Annotated in this window: 19 protein-coding genes and 1 tRNA gene; 5 read left to right on the forward strand and 15 right to left on the reverse strand. The window is 51.2% G+C overall.

The window, feature by feature from the left end; translation table 11 throughout:
• Positions 1–2: 2 nt before the first annotated feature.
• From ACI7RC_RS05010 to rpe, 3 genes are read right to left on the reverse strand one after another with little or no spacing between them, the layout of a single operon-like run.
• Positions 3–1550, reverse strand: a complete 1548-nt coding sequence (locus ACI7RC_RS05010; RefSeq protein ID WP_408107142.1) for a sugar ABC transporter ATP-binding protein — start codon at positions 1548–1550, stop codon at positions 3–5.
• Positions 1551–1581: 31 nt separating this feature from the next.
• Positions 1582–2532: a ribokinase gene (gene rbsK, locus ACI7RC_RS05015; RefSeq protein ID WP_408107143.1), complete on the reverse strand. Its 951-nt coding sequence runs from the start codon at positions 2530–2532 to the stop codon at positions 1582–1584.
• A gap of 29 nt (positions 2533–2561) precedes the next feature.
• Positions 2562–3242: a ribulose-phosphate 3-epimerase gene (gene rpe / locus ACI7RC_RS05020; protein ID WP_408107144.1), complete on the reverse strand. Its 681-nt coding sequence runs from the start codon at positions 3240–3242 to the stop codon at positions 2562–2564.
• Positions 3243–3601: 359 nt separating this feature from the next.
• Between rpe and ACI7RC_RS05025 the strand changes: the two genes are divergently transcribed.
• The gene (locus ACI7RC_RS05025; RefSeq protein WP_408107145.1) at positions 3602–4243 is read left to right on the forward strand and encodes an FMN-dependent NADH-azoreductase; all 642 of its coding nucleotides are present in this window, start codon (positions 3602–3604) and stop codon (positions 4241–4243) included.
• Between the two features lie 477 nt (positions 4244–4720).
• Here the strand turns inward: ACI7RC_RS05025 and ACI7RC_RS05030 are convergent, their stop codons facing one another.
• The gene (locus ACI7RC_RS05030; RefSeq protein ID WP_408107146.1) at positions 4721–5194 is read right to left on the reverse strand and encodes a JAB domain-containing protein; all 474 of its coding nucleotides are present in this window, start codon (positions 5192–5194) and stop codon (positions 4721–4723) included.
• Between the two features lie 231 nt (positions 5195–5425).
• On the opposite strand from ACI7RC_RS05030, the gene ACI7RC_RS05035 reads away from it, so the two are divergent.
• A complete protein-coding gene (locus ACI7RC_RS05035; protein ID WP_408107147.1) occupies positions 5426–6466 on the forward strand; it encodes a hypothetical protein in 1041 nt (346 codons plus the stop codon).
• Positions 6467–6813: 347 nt separating this feature from the next.
• Here ACI7RC_RS05035 and ACI7RC_RS05040 read toward each other — a convergent pair whose 3' ends face one another.
• From ACI7RC_RS05040 to ACI7RC_RS05065, 6 genes are all read right to left on the reverse strand, one after another.
• Positions 6814–7500 carry a hypothetical protein gene (locus ACI7RC_RS05040; protein WP_408107148.1) on the reverse strand — a complete coding sequence of 229 codons (687 nt, stop codon included), beginning with the start codon at positions 7498–7500 and terminating at the stop codon, positions 6814–6816.
• A gap of 571 nt (positions 7501–8071) precedes the next feature.
• Positions 8072–8866 carry a DeoR/GlpR family DNA-binding transcription regulator gene (locus ACI7RC_RS05045; RefSeq protein WP_408107149.1) on the reverse strand — a complete coding sequence of 265 codons (795 nt, stop codon included), beginning with the start codon at positions 8864–8866 and terminating at the stop codon, positions 8072–8074.
• A gap of 174 nt (positions 8867–9040) precedes the next feature.
• Positions 9041–9754, reverse strand: coding sequence for an HAD family hydrolase (locus ACI7RC_RS05050; protein ID WP_408107252.1), 714 nt, complete (start codon positions 9752–9754; stop codon positions 9041–9043).
• A 71-nt stretch (positions 9755–9825) separates the two neighbouring features.
• Entirely contained in the window at positions 9826–10290 is a 465-nt protein-coding gene (locus ACI7RC_RS05055; protein WP_408107150.1) for a (2Fe-2S)-binding protein, read from the reverse strand.
• Entirely contained in the window at positions 10287–11126 is an 840-nt protein-coding gene (locus ACI7RC_RS05060; RefSeq protein ID WP_408107151.1) for an FAD binding domain-containing protein, read from the reverse strand. Before ACI7RC_RS05060 ends, ACI7RC_RS05055 begins: the two co-directional genes overlap by 4 nt.
• On the reverse strand, positions 11123–13483 hold the full coding sequence (locus ACI7RC_RS05065; protein WP_408107152.1) for a xanthine dehydrogenase family protein molybdopterin-binding subunit: 2361 nt from the start codon (positions 13481–13483) through the stop codon (positions 11123–11125). The genes ACI7RC_RS05060 and ACI7RC_RS05065 overlap by 4 nt, the downstream gene beginning before the upstream one ends.
• 147 nt (positions 13484–13630) lie before the next feature.
• Here ACI7RC_RS05065 and ACI7RC_RS05070 point away from each other — a divergent pair, with 147 nt between their 5' ends.
• From ACI7RC_RS05070 to ACI7RC_RS05080, 3 genes are all read left to right on the forward strand, one after another.
• Positions 13631–14110, forward strand: coding sequence for an SRPBCC family protein (locus tag ACI7RC_RS05070; RefSeq protein WP_408107153.1), 480 nt, complete (start codon positions 13631–13633; stop codon positions 14108–14110).
• A 141-nt stretch (positions 14111–14251) separates the two neighbouring features.
• A complete protein-coding gene (locus tag ACI7RC_RS05075; RefSeq protein WP_408107154.1) occupies positions 14252–14584 on the forward strand; it encodes a hypothetical protein in 333 nt (110 codons plus the stop codon).
• Between the two features lie 145 nt (positions 14585–14729).
• A complete protein-coding gene (locus tag ACI7RC_RS05080; RefSeq protein ID WP_408107155.1) occupies positions 14730–14990 on the forward strand; it encodes a hypothetical protein in 261 nt (86 codons plus the stop codon).
• A 113-nt stretch (positions 14991–15103) separates the two neighbouring features.
• Here the strand turns inward: ACI7RC_RS05080 and ACI7RC_RS05085 are convergent, their stop codons facing one another.
• The 5 genes from ACI7RC_RS05085 to ACI7RC_RS05105 form a co-directional block, all read right to left on the reverse strand.
• Positions 15104–15982 (reverse strand): AraC family transcriptional regulator, encoded by an 879-nt coding sequence (locus ACI7RC_RS05085; RefSeq protein ID WP_408107156.1) that lies wholly within the window; start codon positions 15980–15982, stop codon positions 15104–15106.
• 93 nt (positions 15983–16075) lie between these two features.
• On the reverse strand, positions 16076–16540 hold the full coding sequence (locus ACI7RC_RS05090; protein ID WP_408107157.1) for a hypothetical protein: 465 nt from the start codon (positions 16538–16540) through the stop codon (positions 16076–16078).
• A gap of 180 nt (positions 16541–16720) precedes the next feature.
• Positions 16721–16809, reverse strand: a tRNA-Ser gene (locus tag ACI7RC_RS05095).
• A gap of 183 nt (positions 16810–16992) precedes the next feature.
• A complete protein-coding gene (locus tag ACI7RC_RS05100; RefSeq protein ID WP_408107158.1) occupies positions 16993–18234 on the reverse strand; it encodes an MFS transporter in 1242 nt (413 codons plus the stop codon).
• Between the two features lie 135 nt (positions 18235–18369).
• Entirely contained in the window at positions 18370–19788 is a 1419-nt protein-coding gene (locus ACI7RC_RS05105) for an aldehyde dehydrogenase family protein (protein WP_408107159.1), read from the reverse strand.

Below are 19788 nucleotides of genomic sequence, written 5' to 3' on the forward strand. Positions count from 1 at the left end.
CCCTACACCTCCTCTCCTGCCGCGGCAGGTCTTACCGGGTATTCGCTCCCCGCCGCACGATCGCCTAACACAGCCAGGTTCATGATCGCCTCCTGGGTGGCCGACTCCGCCGCCAGCTCGCCTACGATCCTGCCGTGCCGCATAACGGCGATGCGGTCGCTGACCGCCAGGATCTCCGGAAGTTCAGAAGAGATCATTACGATGCCCATCCCCGCCTGTGCCAGCTGGCGCAGCAGTCTGTGGATTTCCGTCTTCGCGCCGATATCGATGCCGTTGGTCGGCTCGTCGATCAGCAGTATTTTCGGTTCGGCGGCGAGCCATTTGGCGATCACCACTTTCTGCTGGTTTCCTCCCGAGAGCTGTTCGACCGGCAGCTGCGGCAGCTGCGGACGGATGTCCAGTTTGCCGATGTACTCGTTTGCCAGGCCGATTTCCTTTTGGCGCACCATGAATGCCCATTTGTTTGTCAGCTTGTCGAGGATGGCAAGGGAGATGTTATTGACGACCGACTGCCTCAGAACGAGCCCCTGCAGCTGCCGGCTTTCCGGGATGTAAGCAATGCCGTGCCGCACCGCATCCTCCGAAGTGCGAATGACTGCCCTCTCGCCGCGTATGAAAAGTTCTCCCCGATCCGGCGTGCTCAGTCCAAATATAGCCTGGGCCAGCTCTGTGCGTCCTGAACCGACAAGTCCGGTGATCCCTAATATCTCGCCGGCGTGCAGGGTGAACGAAACATCCTTGAAATTCCCTTTTTTGCTCATTTCTTTTACGGTCAAAAGCGGTTCTCCGGGGACCTGTTTGTCCCGCTTTACGTGTTCCAATTTTCGTCCCACCATCAGCGAGATCAGCTGTTCCTCGTCGATCTGCTGTTTGGGGTACGTGCCTACGTACCTGCCGTCCCGCAGCACTGTGAAGCGATCGGCGACAGCGAACAGCTCCTTCAGCTTGTGGCTGATGAAAATGATGGCAATCCCTTTTTGCCTCAGGTCGGCGATGACGCGAAACAACAGCTCCACTTCTGCGGATGACAGGGAGGAAGTAGGTTCGTCCATGACGATCAGCTTGGAGTCGAAGGCGAGCGCCCTGGCAATTGCGACAAGCTGCTGCCGGGCGATGCTCAACCGGGAGATGGGAACTGTCACATCCAGTTCTACGCCCAGCTCCCGCAGAGCTCGTTTGGCCGCCTCCCGAACCCCTCGCCAATCCATCCTCTGCCGCCAGCTCCCCGTGCTGCTAAGACCCATGACGATGTTCTCGGCCACCGACAGATTGGGAAAGAGACTGAGATCCTGGTAGATGATCGAAATCCCTTTCAGGGCGGCATCCAGCGGCCGGCGGATGTTGGCAGAGGCCCCGTCAAAGGTAAATTCGGCCCCAGGATCCGGCTGTTCCACACCGGCGAGAATTTTCATCAGCGTCGATTTTCCCGCGCCATTTTCCCCGATGAGCGCGTGGACCTCGCCCCGGCTTACCGTCAGCTGTACGTCATCCAACGCTTTCACCCCGGGAAATGTCTTGCTGATACGGCGCATCATGAGCAAATCCGACATGTTACCACCCCCTTCTGCCCGTGCCTAGCGCCTAGGCCGAGTGATTCTCCATCAAGTAATGCGTCAGCCGCCGCTCGCGGCAAAAATCGTTCACTTCCTGCAGCGTCGGAATTCCCGCTTGCGCTCCCATCCGCCCTACCTTCAACGCCGCGGCAATCGTGGCAAAGCGGGCGGCGGCAAACAAGTCCTGGCCGTCCGCCAAAGCGCAGGCGAGCGCTCCGGCGAAGACATCTCCCGCTCCCGAGGTGTCAACCGGGAAAATCGGAACCGCTTCGACGTGTTCCCATTGCCCGTCGACGTAGACCAGCGCCCCTCCCTCTCCCATTTTGATAATCGATTGCTTGACGCCCATTCCGGCAAAGTACCTGGCTGCGTCCAGAGCCGATTCGGCATCAACTGGATCGATCCCGGTCAGGTGTCTGGCTTCCTGGCGATTCGGGATCACCACATCGGCCAAATCCAGCGTCCGGACGGTCACTCCCTCTGCCGGGGCGGGATCGAGAATCACGCAAAGCCCGGATGCCCGCGCCTTGGTCATAGCCTGAATCACTGCCTCTTCGGGAACCTCCATTTGAACCAGCATCACACGGCATTGCTCAATCTCCGCGGCGCACCTGTCGATATCCTCTGCCGCCAGCGCATCGTTTGCCCCTTTGACGACCAGGATGGTGTTTTCCGCCGTCTCATCGATCGTGATCAGCGCGACCCCTGTGTGAATGTGGTCGGCCCGCTTGATCCGGCTAATGTCTACACCGTTTCGGTGCAGGGTATCGATCAATCTGTCGCCAAACACATCCCTTCCAACACAGCCGATCAGTACCGCCTCTTTTCCCAGTTTGGCGCACGTTGTCGCCTGATTGGCTCCCATCCCCCCCGATAAAATCTCCACGGACCGGCCAAACATCTTGTCCCCGCGCCCCGGATACTGGTCGGCCACTGCGACGATATCCGTGTTGATACTGCCAACAACAGCGATTTTCATGGTATTCGACCTCCAGTCAGGAGCGTCGCCTACGGTTGCAGGCTTGCTCCTGTACGTATGAAATGGCGCAGCTCAGAGGCGGCGGATCCCACCTCCACCCCCGGCCGAAACAGGCTGGATGTGCCGCAGACCAACATCGACGCACCGTTTTGAAGCACCCGGGGGATCGTTTCGAAGCTGACATTTCCGTCTACCTCGATAAGAATCTCTTCCCTGCTCTCTTCGATGATCCGTTTCAGCCGCGCGATCTTCGCATAGATACTGGGAATAAACGTCTGTCCGGCAAAACCCGGATTCACGGACATGAGACAGACGTAATCCGTCACATCCAGGACGTAATCGAGCACACAGAGAGGTGTGGAAGGATTAAGCGCCACCCCAGCCCTCAGTCCGTGACTGCGAATGCGCTGCAGGGTTCGCTGCAGATGTCCCTTCGCCTCCGCGTGGACACTGATCATATCCGCTCCGGCAGCCGCGAACAGGTCGATGTGCCGCTCTGGTTCGTCAGCCATCAGATGAACATCGAACGGTTTGCTCGTGTAAGGTCGCAGCGCTTTTACCATATCCGGCCCCATCGTAAAGTTGGGGACAAAGCTTCCATCCATGATGTCGAAGTGATAGTAGTCGACTCCCGCCTGCTCCAACGCCTCCACCGTTTCTTTCAGTCTGCCGAGATCGGCGCACATCAGCGACGGTCCTATCAGAGTCACGCTCCTTGCTCCTTTCCTCTGGATGTTTCGATGCAAAAATCAATGCCAAGCCTCTTATCGTCAACCTGAGTAAAACGGTTTCAAGTTTTATTCTGAATATATTATAAATTCGATCTATTTTGTTTTCAACATAATTTCTCTTCAAACAAAAATAAAACCAACTAAAGTAAACAAAAATGGTAGTGTTTTCAAGTGCCCGTCATGTCACAAAATCAAAAAGTGATTTGTCTTCATCTATGAAGCGGGAACGAAAGGAGCCCGCTGAACACGTAGAGTATGGGGAGTGAATCTACCGTACCGGTAAAGAAAAACTTCATGAGATTGAAAATCCAAAATAGTAGATTAAGGAGAGGAAGAAAATGGAGAAACTACTCGTTATTAATGCACATCCAAAGGTGGATACCGATTCATCCGTAAGTTTGCAAGTTCTTCGGCATTTTCTGGAGACTTACAGAAAATGTAATCCAGGAGGAACCATTGAACAAATCGATTTATATCGTGAACACATTCCCTACATTGACCATGTCTTCCTGAGTGTGCAGGATAAAATAAGGAGGAATGAACGCTTGAGCGTAGAAGAGCAGCGCCTGGCCTCCCGCATGTCGGATATTCTTCGACAGTTTAAGAGTGCGAAAAAGTACGTCATCGCGATGCCGCTGCATAATTTCAATATTCCATCGAAGCTTAAAGACTACATGGATAACATTCTGATCGCGAAAGAAACTTTCGCCTATACGGAAAATGGATCGGTCGGTTTGCTTACCGACGGCCGAAGGGTACTCGTCATTCAAGCGAGCGATGCAATATATACAAACAACGACTGGTATACAGAGGTGGAATACTCACATAAATACTTGAAATCCATGTTCAATTTTATAGGGGTTGACTATCAAATCATTCGTGCGCAGGGAAACTATCTCATGGACAGGGAAGAGGTTTTGTCGAAAGCGTTTCAAGAAGCAGAATTGGCGGCTGCTTCCTATACAGAGGTCCGAAATTGAAAAGGGGATAAGAGAATGAAGGCTGCCTATCCAATTCATCGGCAGCCTTCACACCGAGTTCAAGGTCGAAATGCACAATTAACATGCTGCTGAGATTAACGAAAAACGTTGTACTCACTTATGATTCGTATCATCGAAGCGCGAAATTCGAAGGCACGTTCCCCCTCTACCTGCCTTATGATGAAGTATCGCTTGCCGCGATACTTCACCAACGTCAGATAAAGGGGGAACCACGCATGTGCCTGTCGTTTCACGACAGACCTGTTACGGCTCCAGCCTAGCAGAACCCCAACACAAAAAAGCATCTAGCCGCAAATGCGCTACACGCTGTTCATAGATACTTTGAACACGATATTCTAAAGCGAGAGTTACTCCTCCCATTGTTACAAACCTTCATTGTGAAGGTTATACGTGGCGTGGTGACCGTTTGTTCGCGCTCAAGTGAAGAAGGAACCGCGTGGCTCCCTCAAACGAATTTCAAATAATACCTTTCTCCTTCATACTCGAATGTTGAGTAGTTGATACAATAACGAAATCGAGCAATTCAATGCCAATCAGCTCCCCCACAATTTTAATGCGTTTGCCGATTTCCATATCCTCATCCGAAGCGGTCGTATCGCCACTTGGATGATTGTGGGCAATAATGATGCTAGCGCTATTCGATAAAATAGCCGCTTTAAACACTTCGCGTGGATGAACGATAGCTGCGTTCAAACTGCCAATCGCAATCGTTTGAATGGTAGTCACCTTGTTCTTCGTGTCCAAACAAAGCAAAATACAATGCTCGCGATCCTCATCCCCGATAAAGGCTTGCGCCAATTCAAAGGCGTCTTGGGGGCAGCGAATCCGATTGGTCTGATAAGAAAGCGAACCTTCCTTGACCATACGCAGAGAGATGATATTTAACCTTTTCATTCGTGTTCCTTTGACGGCTTCATTCAGTTGTGGCATGTTATAATCGCTCCTTATACATGTATTGGTTTTCTTGGATGATTCCGCGAATACGAAACCCGCGGCGCACTTCACCCGCTATAAAACAGGCAAAGCTTGTCCGAACAGGATGAACGGACAATTTAAGCAGTAAGACGCAGACATTATAATTTCAAAAGCCCGATTGTCAACAAAAAGATTGACAGTCAGGCTTTTTCTTTTACTATGCTCACCAGAAAGGAAGTGAAGTAGATGTATCAGTTTATGAAAGATTTAGAGGTATTAAAATGCCCGCCGCTCATCATCAAAGAACGGGAGCTACCGGAGAATGAGAGCATCCGTAAGAAATTTGCTTTGGAGGAAACGGATATTCGCCCTGACTACGGAAAGGAATTTCTGGAACAGGGATTTGTCATTTTCCCCGTCTATCGAGATGAACGCATGTTGCCCTTACAATATGGCGCGAAATTTTGTGACTACCGTGTGATTCATTATGGCGGGGGATTATGCGAAATCATACAGGAGTATGGCAAACTCGAAGTGAATCCTCAAGACACTCGCTATACGAAACCGACGAGCAATTGTCCCAAGCCTCGTTCTTTCTGGTTTTATTATGACAACACGGAAGGACGCTACAAGCATGAGAATAATGAAGCTCGATGGAAGAGCCGACTGGAGGAAATGAACACGGTTAAAGAAAGTCCGTTTATCCATGATTTGGTTTGGCGATTTTACGATTTCTACGATGAGTTTTGGATTAACCGTGTGGAGTTTAAAAAGCGCTACCACGTAGACCATATGCCGTCTCACTTGGACTTGCTCGACTACATGTATTATGTGGATTGTCAGCTTGAGGATGTGAAGGCTTATTTGTTGCTCTTGCAAATCTTTGGTGAATTGTCAGAGGAAGACTACAATATCGCCGCCATCATGATTGCCGAACTTGAACGGAAGATTGAGAACGCGCGGCATTATCTTCATCGGAAGGAATTGACGAGCACATTCGATGTGTGGGATGAGAAACAACAAGGGAAGCCTGTCACGAAGTTTCATGCAATGGTCGAGCATCTTTTTAAGCCCGCCTTCTTAATCAATCCTGTTGAAGAAAAGCAGCATCCCAATATCGGTCAAATTTATGCGCAGCTACAAGCGACCAAGCATTATAGCAGTCCAGAAACGAACCGTATCAAGATGAACGACACAATGAAAAGCGCCCAACAAGCCTTCGCGATGAAAGGCGCGACACAAATAACCTCTATATTTGATTACAGCATTTACTATCTTAACGACTGATATGTTGCCATTGCAGAGCCTTCGCCACACGCAGGCTCTTTTCCCATCCGACGAGGAACAAAGTCAAAAGAAAAATGGGGTTCTGCCCCAAACCCCGTCCTCGCCGGAGGCAGGTGGTCTTTAGCCAAGACCACCGAATCGAGAGGATTTGGGGTTGGCGAGGGATTCAAGGGTCAAGATGAACTCGCTATGCTCGCCCTTGATTCCCGCACCATGCCTGCCTTGTCGATGCGTTCAGGTAAAGGCTTTTACCGAATTATGATGACGACAGTTTCAGCTTTAAGAACAAATCTATAAATGTGTCGCGCCCGATTCTTGAAGATTGGCTCATTGGAATGCCCTAATAATTAAGGTAATACTGCCACTAAGGCGAAAAATACGACTACTGAAAACGGAATAATATATAGACATTGCTTTTTTCTTTTCGGCACAAGAAGTAAAATTGTAATTATCATTAAAGCATATAATATTTCAGTGCCAAGCATATAAAAATAGTTTCCCTTACTTATAAGAACATTTTCGTATTGCATGAATTTTTCATAATAGTCTACCGTAGAAAGATAGATTTTATACCCTTCAAATGAAATTACAGAAATTGGTAATGCTATAATAATACTAGAAATTAAGTGGTCAGCACGAGAAAACCACATTATGTAGGCTGGAATTATTGATAGTAATGCAGCCAAGAACCAAAAAACAATATACTTTAATGGAAAAAGGTTAAGAATTAAGATCGTATACATGTAATACGAAAAAAGCATTGAAATAAGAAATACAAAAACACGTGTTGCGGCTAATTTGGGAGTGTAAGAATAGGCAGCTACCAAGGAAAGAATAAATATCCATACACCCAAGTTGCTTCCAATGAACCCTAATAATGAAAGTTCATAAGGAATTAAAGTCGAATCAAGTATTTTAGCAATAAGACCTGATGCAAATCCAAAAATGAAAGAAAATAAAACAGAATATGCTTTCTGCTTTTTGCCCATTTCATTATTAGGACGTATTCCATTAAATTTTAAAAATAAACTCATAATTAACCTTCCTTCTGGATTTAGAAGCACATTTTTGCGTCTGTCAAAGTTAATATTTTCCCCTGATAATCTTCAATAATCTGACCCGTTTGTGGAAGGCTCATATTATTGAAATACTGAGGATAATAAAGCCTGTATACCAAGTATAACATTTAATCCGATTTGTTTTCAAACACACAAAAGCCCGTGCGCTTAATACGTTCGGGCTTCAATGGTAGGTAAATGCGGCTCTAAATCAATCATTTCTCACGAACGACACACAGCACTCCACATGTGTCGAGTATTTCAGCAATTTAAGCTCCAACCTGCAAATTTAACATCGCCGCATCGACATTCAATTCAACTCTCTGCTTTACCACTATTTGTGATACGGTTCACCTCGAATAATCTTAAACTATCCTGCCCGTGTTTAACGCAGCTACCAGTCTACAACTTTTTTATCGCTGCTCAGTATTTGTGTTACAATTACCCTGCCAAATAAGCACAGGCTTTGTTCGTCCCGCATGCCGTCATAAAAAAACAAGCCGGAGTGCAATCTCTCGCATTCCGGCTTGTTTTTTGCGGTCGGCTGTCAATCCGCCACCAGGATATGTACCCCTTTTTGTTTTACTTCTTTTACACAGTTGACGGGCAGCTTGTTGTCTGTGACCAGTTTGTCCACCTTTTCCAATCCAGTCAGGCGAACCAAGGATTTGCGGTTGTACTTGCTGCTGTCCGCAAGCAAAATCAGCTGTTCGGAGATCGAGATGAAACTTTTTTTCACCTGTGCCTGCAGTTCATCCGCTTCACTGACGCCCCTTCGCAAGTCAAACCCGTGACAGGAGAAAAAATACTTGTCCACGTGGTATCCCTCGATCATGTTCTCCGTGGGAACACCCAACAGGGAAAGCGATTCCCGGCGAAAGTATCCTCCGGCCAAAATTACGTTGACATTCTCCCGGTTGGCCAGCTCCAGGACGACCGCGATCGAATTAGTCAGGACCGTCAGATGCAGGTCAGGCAGATGCTTCGCCAACTGAAGGCAGGTCGTACTGGCATCCAGTGCGATAATCTCTCCGTCTTCGACCAGGGATGCTGCGGTCACACCGATCGCCCGCTTTTCTTCTCTGTTCCATGCCTCCCGCTGCAAAGCAGGGATTTCCAGTCCCTCCTTGCGGTTGCGCACGGCACCGCCATGTACCCGAAGCAGCGCCCCTTCGCCTTCCAAACGTTCCAAATCCCTGCGGATCGTCTCTTCTGTCACTTGAAATCGCTTGCTTAGGTCCGCGACCCTGAGCGTCCCGCGTTCTTCCAACAAATCGATAATGGCCCGGTGGCGATCTGACGCCAATCGGGTTTCAACCCTCGCATTGATATCGTTTGCCATCCGCTTCGCCTCGCGTTTTCGTTTCCAAGACAGCCACTCCTGCTGAACTAGCCCGTGAAAAGCGGCTTACTTTCATTATTTTACTATTTTCAGATAAAATTTTCAATTTACATTTTTGTTTCAATTTTGGTTTACTTCTGTTTTTGTGACTTTCTGTTTGTTTCCTTATTTACATTACCCCTGAACAAAAGAAAAAAACGCATCCGCGTCACGCAAATCGCGCAGCAGCAAATCCGGCTCAGCCTTGTACAGCTCATCTGCACTGCTTCCTCCGGTCGCAACGGCAATTACGCGGGCGCCTATTCGCCTGGCAGCGTCAATATCCCTGGTGGTATCCCCGATGACGATGACATCTCTTTGCGCGAAGGCGACCCGGTAGTATTCCTCCGCGAGCCGAACTCCTTTTTGCAGCACGAGATGACGCTCCGCCTCCGACTCGGAAAATCCTCCAACCGGGAAAAACCGGTTGAGGTCAAACACCTGCAGCTTAATCCGCGCGCCGCCCTCGACGTTGCCGGTTCCCAGCGAATGGAAAACCGATCGCTCCCGGACGCCTCTTTCAAGGATGTCCAGTACGCCTGGCAGCAGTTCTGTTCGCCCTTCAGCCACTTCAGCCTCCAACGTCTGAAAGTATGCTTCCAGGAATGTATCGATCCGGGGTGCTTTTGCCTGATGCTTTGCAAACACCGCTTTGATAAAGGCATAATCCAATCCGCCCGCCATGTCCTCGACCAGGTCGAACGCATCACTAACGCCGTAAAGCTGCTGAAAAGCCTTGTTCATCGCTCTCCTGCCCGCTCCCCTGCCGCTGATCAAAGTCCCGTCAATGTCCCATAAAAGCAATGTAGAAATAGCAACCAACCTCCAAAGTTCAATCGTCTCCCCCATAACTTCTGCAAAAAGGGAGGTTTCCCCTCCCCCCTTTATCCATACCGCCGTATTTCCCGTTTGATCATGTTTCAAAATTCGGGTTTCGCCAGCACCGACTGGATTGCCTCTTTGATTTCCTGGTAGCCCGTGCAGCGGCAGATATTGGATTGCAGCCAATTTTCTACCAGCGGGTCGCTGGCATCGGGGTGAATCTCGTTCAGCGCATGGCCATTCATAATAAATCCGGAGGTACAGTAGCCGCACTGGAATCCCCAATGCTCCAGAAACGCTTTCTGAACCGGACTCTCCGTTAATCCCTCGATTGTGGTAATGCTCCGCCCCTCCGCTTCGACGGACAACATCATGCATGACTTCGTCGGCCAGCCGTCGACAAGAATGGTACAGGCGCCGCAATCGCCGTTTTCACATCCGGGTTTGGCCCCGGTCAGACCGAGCTGATCGCGCAGCGTATACAGGAGGGTATCCGCCGGACGGACCAGGACGTCCCGCTCTTCCCTATTCACATGGATCCGAAACGAAGCTTTTTCACTCATGTCTCCGCTCCTTCTAACGCTTGCAGTGCATCAAATAATGTATTTCGCAGCACGAACCTGCGATACCCGGCGGAACCTAAAGAATCGTCCAAAATAGGTGCAGGCAACTGGCGCAGCGCGTTGTCGATCCGTTCGGACGCGGGACTCTCCTTGTGGTTTAAGTACTGCTCGATCGCCGCTTGGCGAAACGGAAAAGCACACACCCCGCTTAGCGCAACCCTGATCTCGTCATCCACTTTGAGTGCGGCCAGCGTCAGCAAGGGATAGTCGATCTTGTCCAGCTTCGTCTTCTTTTCGCAGAAAAACGGCTGATCGGCCAATCTTTTCTCTGTGATGAGCTGAACGAGAAACTCCCCTGTCTTTAGCTGCAGCTGTTTGTCAAAAACCTCGTGAATCGAAACCTGCCGCAGGCCATCCTCTCCGGCGATGACGACGTCACTGTCCGTCAAGAGGGCAGGCAGGACAGCCTCCCGGTACATAATATTGCCGCAAATGTTGCCGCCAAGCGTAATTTTGCAGCGAGACGTGTGGTCGGCGATGTGGTGGCAGGCCTTGGCCAGCAAAGGAAATATCCCAAGCTCCTCGATTTGCGCCAAAGTGATCGCTCCGCCGAAGACAAGCTGCTCCCCCCGCTGTTCCAACACATTGCATTCAGGAATGCCTTTAATGTCAATGACCGCCTCCGTGTATACCTGATTCAGTCTGGCCATCGTAATGATCTCGGTTCCGCCGCTGTAGTAGAGCGGCTGTTTGCCCCGTTCGTGCAGCTCCAGAAACAGGGATACCGCTTCCTGGCAAGAAGCGGGTTTGTAGTAGGCAAAGTCAAATGGAATCACGAATCTCCCTCCGTTTTCAACCTCCAGATGCTCTCAGGTGTCAACGGCAGCTGGTTGAGATTGACCTGGGCGGCGGTTGAGAGGCTGTTGGCAAGAGCCCCCGGCATCCCAATGATCCCGTGTTCCCCCACGCTGCGGGCGCCATAAGGGGAATCCAGCTTGGGCGTTTCAATGAACTTGACGACATAGGCGGGATTTTCACCGAAGCGCATCAATTTGTAGGAGCGGAACTGCTGGTTTTTCACCGTGCCGTTGGCGTCGTAGAGAAAGCCTTCCCTGCTGGCGAGGCCAAGTCCCATGCACATCCCGCCCATCACCTGGCCCTGCGCTGTCTTGGGGTTCAACACCTTGCCGGCGTCGATCACCGACACCGCCGTCACGAGTTCGTAGGTACAGGTCCTGGGATCAAATTCTACCTCTACAGCTTGTGCCCCGACGGTCCACTCCGGGCCGGGTACGCCCGTTCCAGCGGCTTGATCGATATTGGTCAGATGCTTCATGATGTAGCTTCCCCGCCCGATGACCTGTCCGCCTACTGCGTTCCCATTGGAGTACATATAGCCGAAGGCGATGTCCTTCAGCTTGACGAACATCTGCGGATTGTGCCTGAGGAAAGCTTTCTCCTCGGCGATCTCCACCTCTTCAGGGTTACAGCGAAGCGCGATGGAAGCCGTGCTCTGAAGCTGCCGAATGGCGTCATCGGCGGCCTGGAGCACGGCGTTCCCGACCATGATCGCGGAACAGCTGGCAACGGTCTTCCAGTGTTCCGGGTTGACATCGGTGTTCACATCCATCGTTACGTGAACCCTGTTTACATCCATTTTTAATTTTTCCGCCAGCATTTGCGCCAGTACGGTTTTGGTCGCTTGGCCGATCTCCACTACGCCGCAGTTGAGGTTGACGCTCCCGTCCTTGTTGAACGTGACAATCGCGCCCGAAGAAGCATCGGTCGGGGTGATCGACGTTTTCCAGAGACAGCTGATCCCTTTGGCCCTGATCTTGCCTGATGCCATTTCCCTGCGCCGCCCCTCGTCCCAGTGAATCAATTCTTTAAGTTCGAGCAGGCACTTCTCCAAATCGCCGATGGCGCACTTCGTCACGACCGCCTGGGACGGATTGGTGTCGCCCGGCTTGATGACATTTTTCAAGCGGAGCTCGACTGGATCCATGTTCAGCTTTTCCGCCAGCATGTCCAATGTCCGTTCAATCGGAAAGTTAAGCTCTACATGCCCGTAACCGCGAAAAGCCGTAGCAAACGGATGGTTGGTGTACATACTGTAGGAGTCGCACTTGACGTTGTCGACCCGGTACGGTCCGGTGCAATCCAATGCGGCTACCTTGCTGATGTCCGCTCCTTCGTCCGTATAGGCGCCGCCGTCAAAGTAACAAGTGACCTCCGCTGCCTTGAGGATGCCTTCCTTGGTGCAGCCGAGCTTTACACTGGCATCCAGGCCGATGTGCACAGGGGATGCGATCATGTCTTCTTCCCTGGAATTGACCAGTTTGACCCGTCTGCCGCCGACCGCTTTCGAAGCTGCATACGCGATCAATTCAAGCTGGATCGCCGCCTTTCCACCAAATCCTCCCCCGACCAGCGGAGTATGTACAGTAATTTTTCCCATATCGATCTGAAAAGTTTTGCTGATGGTTTTCTTCACGATAAACGGGCCTTGGCTCGAGGCGTGTATCGTCACACAGCCATCAGGCAGGATTTCCGCCTGGACACAGCGCGTTTCCATCGCCGCGTGGTCCGTCTGCGGGAACGAAAAAGCAGCCTCGACGACAATATCGCACTCCGCCCACCCTTGTTGGATATCCCCTTTGCGGATCTTGGTGTGGTTGGCGATATTGGTACCGGGCTTGGGAGAAACCGTTTTAACCTGTTTGTACCTGCCCATCTGTTCATGGACCAAGGGAGCGTCCGGCATGATCGCTTCGCTGGGAGAATTAACGACAGGCAGCGGTTCGTAGTCCACTTTGATCTGACTGCACGCCTGCATCGCTTCATGTTCGCTGTTGGCCACGACGACTGCAATCGGCTCACCGTGATACCTGACCTTATCGATCGCCATGACGGGACGGTCTTCCAAAGGAGAGCCGGTCAAGACCGGGATATCCCTTCCCGTTACAATGGCCCGGACTCCCGGCATTTTCCTTGCTTCTACCGTATCTATCGAAATGATCCTAGCGTGAGCGTACGGGCTGATCAGCAGTTTGGCATGCAAAAGTCCCGGTACGGTCAAATCTCCCGTATAGATAGCCGCGCCAGTAACCTTATTGGCTGCCTCTTTCCGCATCACGTTTAGACCAATTGCCTTCACGGAACCTCCCCCTTTAAAAAGAGAACGTTTTTCCATTCGAGTAGTCTTCCCGGATGCAAAGGGGTTATTCGAAGAATACCGGCTATGTTTCATTCCACTTTTAGTATTGATAATTCCGAACACTCGAATAAAATTAGGTTAAACCCGCCCGCCTATACCGCCCAAACAAGGAGGCTTGAAGTCATGACAAATGAATCGAGCAAGAAAAGAACGGACTCTGCTTCGAGAGTCATCAAGGCATCACCGCAAAATATTTATAAGGCATTCATGGACCCGGAAGCTCTGATTTCGTGGCTCCCGCCCAAGGGTATGAAAGGCCATATCTTAGAGTTCGACGCTCGGGAAGGTGGGGCTTATCAAATGTCCCTAACATATCTCGAAACGGACCATACTACGCCAGGTAAGACCTCGGAACATACTGACGTCGTCAAAGGGAGGTTCTTAGAACTCTCCCCATATGAGCGAATTGTACAGTTGGCAGAATTCCAGTCCGACGACCCCGCTTTTGGAGGAGAGATGATTATGACATGGACCTTTGCAGCCGTTCCCGAAGGCACCATGGTTACCATCGTTTGTGAGAACGTACCCGAAGGTATACGGAAGGAAGATCACGATGTAGGTTTGAGGTCAAGTCTGGAAAATCTCGCCGACTATATCGAATAGTCGGTCAACGAGGCTGCCTGTTAAACACAGCCTATTCTAAAGGCAACCGTGACGGCATTGATATCTTCGGGCGGCTTTTGTTGGATAAGGGTTAGCCGTTATCATATTGTTTTGCCTGCACATGAACAGGGTAATACTCCAATGGTGATGATGATGACAGAGAGAAACAAATTGATATTGGAACAGCTTACAAGCCGGCTGCACCAGCTTTTATGGCAATACCGGCAAAAACCGTACCTGCCCATCTGGGGGGAGCTGTTTGTCGCCCTTCGCGAAGTCAGCCAATTGGCCATCGAGTCGGAGCAGGACGTAACCCTGTACGATATCCACCCGACCGGACAATTGACCTATCACGTGGAAAGAGGGAGGTTCGTCGCCCAAATCCCGGAGGTACACATATCTATCTCAATGGATGTGCATGAGTGCATCGAATCCTTGCTGGAAGGGAGATTCTCTCCGTTCCCGCTAAATTAGCCTGGCTTCGCAAACACGGCGACAGCCAGGCTTTCGTTTGTTCTTGCTATTCGAACACGAGCAAATTGCATCACCCCTGTTCAGGATATGGAGACACGCTTTCGGCCAACCTAACTGTATCTTAAAAACTACAGGGAGGAAAGCCATGATACCTGAAGATGTCAAACAACTTTTGCACGATATCAGGCTGATCGGCGGCGGTATGAAGCAGTACGAGCATCCTGATGACTGGCAGCTCATCCGCAACCTCATCGGAGATCAAATGGATGTCGATTTAATGGACGCTACCGATGACTACTGGAAACAAATGAAAAGCCTCCTGGAAAACGAAAAGGCAACAGCCCTGGAAAAGGCGGAAAAACGCTACTATCACGGACTTTACTATTACAACCCTTTCGTTGAGTAGGAGAGATAGGAGACGGTCTGCCGTCGAATACAGCTTCGCGATTGTGCCTTTGCCTGCCGACAGAGCCATCGCTCTTGTCATTGATGCATCTCGCTTTTTCGCGGATGCATCTTTCATGCTTTCTTTTTGGCAACGGGAATCCATATTTCACTTTTAAAAGTAGGAGAAGACACATCCTTGTCCGCATTCCACAATATCTCCGGCCCTTCTGCTGCCTCATACCCCGACGATGGGAACCATTCTGCATAAATCCGTCCCCACGTATTCTGCAGCGTCTCCGGAAAGGGTCCCACCGATGTGAAAACGGCCCAGGTTGAGGCGGGAACCTCAAGCTGCGTCAGGTTTTCCGGACACTCCCTGGTTGTTGCCACACCGATATAGTGATCGAGTTCCCCTTTTTCCTCCATCCTGCCTTCGGAAAAGTTCGCGGATGCTTGCAGAAGTCCAATCGGTTCCACATCGGATAGCTTTTTCAGCTGGTCGATGGTCTCGCCATCCAACATTTTCCACATGGAAGCTATTTCGGGGTTCACTCCATGGAAAACGATCGGGACCCTTTTCATGATACCCACGATACGAAATGCCTGCTTTTCTTCAATCCGGTAGTTCATTTCACTGCCTCCTTTGACTGTTAACTGAAAGGTCATGCGCGGATAGGCTTTTAAAGAATGGCCATTGCTTCTCGCTTCCGACGGCGTCACCCCGTGCAAGCTTTGAAACGCCCGGGCAAACGAGTCTGGCGAACTGTATCCGTATTTCACGGCAAGGTCAATCACCTTCACATCGCTGTCTCTTAGTTCAAATGCCGCCAAAGTGAGCCGTCTGCGGCGGACATACTCCGAAAGCGTCACCCCTGCCAGGAACGAAAACATCCTTTTGAAATGGTATTCGGAGCAGCAAGCCAGTCTGGCGACTACGCTCCAATCAATCTCATCAGCAAGATTGTCTTCAATGTACTGCAGTGCGCCGTTCATCTTTTCAAGCGAATCCATTGCATGGTCCCTCCTTGTCAACAGTAGGATAGCAAAAGCAGCAGGGATCTACCCGACATTTTGTGCACCATTCTGTGGGGGCTGTTTTTGCGGTCATGATGCTGTGAAGGCGTATCGGAACATGAAAAAACCAAACAGGAAAACACAGGTCGGCAGAATGAAACTGATTGTAATAAGCTTGGAGTCATGTCGATGGTTTCGTCTTTTCACCGATTGATCGAATATTAGGAACAGCAGACCCGGGATCAAGGAAACGATCCACAAAGGGAGACCAAAAGCGAGATGGCCCAGCGTTAAAAACAACAGCGGCGGACGAAGCTTGCCCTTCTCCACGATGTATTCGGTGACAAGTGAAGCGATAACCCCGTAAAGAAAGACAGATATAAAAACGTAAAAGAAATACACGCATATAGAGAGGAAAAAGTTTGAAAGGTAGTCGTCATTCGTTTGAATTGGTTTGCCCAATGGGTTTGGCAGCATGAGAGCCAGGAGAATGGTATAAACGGAGGTCGTAAATGAAGCTGCGATCAGCTTGCGCGGAAGCATTTTCTCCAGCATGACATTCCCTCCTGCCGTTACTAACTCACTCCTTTAACGTGCCACAAACAGATTAAAATTTCCAGCTTCCCGGAAAATCCTCTTTTAACTCCACAGCTTCTTCGTTCCTCAGACAAAAGAGAAAAACAAAAAAACAGATGAAAATTATCATCTGCTTCGTTTTACTCTTATTCAGTAATATGGCGGAGGGAGAGGGATTCGAACCCCCGTGACGTTGCCGCCTAACGGTTTTCAAGACCGCCCCGTTATGACCACTTCGGTATCCCTCCGTGCGCCTTCCATCTGAAGGACAATTATTACTATAGCATAATTCGTCTAATGAATGCAAGACATTTTTCCAGCCAAAATTTCATTATTTTATCTGCGCCCCTTGATCGGGAAGCAGCATCCACTTCTGCACAAAACGGGTACATACCGTTTCCCGCAGAAGTGGAGCGGCATCCAGGCCCGCCTCAGTGAAACGAATCCTGGTACGGCACAGATACCTTCCTCTTCGCCAGATACTTCCACACAACCAATCCTACGATCACCAGCATGGTCCCGGTACAGACAAAGACGAAGCGGATTCCGGCGAGAGAACCGAGCAGGCCGCCGAGGATCGGCCCAACCATGGAGCCCAACTGGTTGGCGCTCGTCGTCAGCCCAAACGCCCGGCCGCGGAAATCGGCATCTGTGTGTTCTACGACAATCGTATTTACCGCCGGCAGGACACCGGAGATAAACAGACCGAAGACGAACTGGACTGTGCCAAATGTCCAGAGGTCACCTGACAGGAATTGTGCCGCATTCACGATTCCGGCACCGATCAGGGCGATGTAGAGAATGTTGAAGAAGCCCTTTTGCTGGCCGATCTTGCCCCAGTAGGGGGCCGCAATGATGCCTGCGATCCCGCTGAGCGAAAAGATGATGCCCGAGGAGAGGACGGCCCCTTCCACCTGTCCCTGAAGCTGGGTGACGTACAGCGTCAGCAGCGGCTGCAGCACCATGTAGACCAGTTGGACGATGAACAGCAGCGCCAGCATTTTCATCAGAATCCGATTGTGCCAAGCAGCCTTAATATCCTCGATCACCCGGTGCTTGACCTGGCTTTGGACGATCTTTTCTTCCTTGACAAACAGCCAGACCGCCGCCGTCGCCAGCAAAATCGTGACAGAAGAAACGACGAAGGCAAGCCGCATCCCGAAGAACTCAGAGAGAAGCCCCCCGAACAGCGGCCCCAATATTCCCCCGGTTGCCCCTGCCGTTTGCATGATCCCCAGGCTCCAGCCCATTTTGTTCTGCGGTACGGACGAGGCCACGATCGCCATCGAGGCGGGAACAAACCCGCTGACAAAACCCTGCAGCATACGAACTGCTAATAATTCCCAAGGATTCCTTACAAATGCAGCCAATAAATATACGACCGTCAAGCTGATCCCGGCGCGGATCGCCATTCTGCGTTTGCCTGTCTGATCCGCTCGCGCTCCCCAGTAGGGAGCCATTATCGCACCAACGAAAAAAGCGGCCGAAAAAATAATGCCCGACCACAAATTCACTGTCTGTTTATTGACTCCTAATTCAAAGAGATATAAGGAAAGAAAGGGGACAACCATCGTATAGCTGGCATTTGACAAGAATACGCCCAGCCACAATACAACTAAATTTCGCTTCCAAGATTCCAACCTTGACACCCCCGAAGATGCATTATACCACATCGGATTTTCATGTGGGGGGAACCGGGCAAATATTTCTTCAACAGCAATGAAAAAAATGCGGATGTACCGATCCGCTTCAGCACAAAGCGAGTGCAGCGAAAGGATTTCTCCCCTGCTGCACTCCGCGCAAACATGTTATCGTTTGAACATGACCAGCTTCATTTCGGTCATCTCTTCGATCGCGTACTTAAGTCCTTCGCGTCCCATACCGCTCTCCTTCACTCCGCCGTACGGCATGTGGTCAACGCGGAAGGTCGGGATGTCATTGATGATGACTCCCCCCACGTGCAGCCGATCGGCAGCATCGAGCGCCGTGTGCAGATCGTTGGTGTAGACACCTGCCTGCAAACCGTACCGGGAGTCGTTGACGTAGCCGATCGCTTCTTGTACAGACTCGACACGGTTGATGAGGACCACAGGGCCGAAGACCTCCTGGCAGGAGACTTTGGCGTCCACGGGTACGCCTGTGAGCACCGTCGGCAGAAGAACGCGGCCTTCCACCTCTCCGCCTGTCAGTACGTGAGCCCCTTGCTGCTGGGCCTCGCGAATCCAGGAGAGCGCCCGCTCCGTCTCTTTGGGGTGTATCATCGCCGAGAAGTCGGTGTCTTCCAGCAGCGGATCACCTCCGCGCAGTTTGCGCGTCTCCGCCAGAAACGCTTCCACGAACGCTTCGTAGATTTGATCCACAACGTAAATCCGCTGGACGGAGATGCAAACCTGACCGGAAAAACTGAAGGCGCCGAAGACACAGCGAGGCACGACTTCGGCCAGATTGACGTCCCGATCGACGACGACGGCGGAGTTTGACCCCAATTCCAAGGTGACCCGCTTTAAGCCGGCGCGGTTGCGGATGCCGATCCCGACTTGCGGGCTGCCATTAAAGGTAATCGCCTTGATCCGCGGATCGGTAACCAGGATGTCGCCCACCAGTCCGCCGCTTCCCGTAATGACGTTCAGCGCCCCGGCCGGAAGTCCTGCCTCCTCGGCAAGCTGGGCCAGAAACAAGGATGACAAAGGCGTTTGCGATGCCGGCTTGAGCACGACGGTATTTCCTGCCGCCAGCGCAGGTCCTACTTTGTGGGCGACGAGGTTCATCGGAAAGTTGAACGGGGTGATCGCCCCGATGGTTCCCAGCGGCTCCCGGACCGTATAGGCAATGCGCCCTTCTCCGCCCGGCGCGGCATCGATCGGCAGGGTTTCGCCGTGAATCCGCTTCGCCTCTTCGGCGGCAAACCTGTAGGTTTGGATCGTCCGGGCGATTTCGCCCCGAGCCGTCTTCAGCGGTTTGCCTGCCTCCTCGGCGACGATCCGTGCCGCTTCTTCGCTTCGTTCGGCGAACAGGTCGGCGATTTTGTCCAGCATGCTTGCCCGCTGGTGGGCCGGCATCTTCCGCATCACCGGATTTGCCTGCTCTGCCGCCCGGATTGCTTGTTCGACTATAGACTGATCAGCAACCGGGATTTCCGCCAGCTGTTCTCCGCTGTGCGGAGCGTACAGCGGACTGTACTCGCTGCCTTCGACCCACTGGCCGCCGATGTAAAACGCTTTTCTCAT

Origin of the sequence: Brevibacillus sp. B_LB10_24 (assembly GCF_046036945.1) — a bacterium.
In the GTDB taxonomy this organism is placed as follows: domain Bacteria; phylum Bacillota; class Bacilli; order Brevibacillales; family Brevibacillaceae; genus Brevibacillus_C.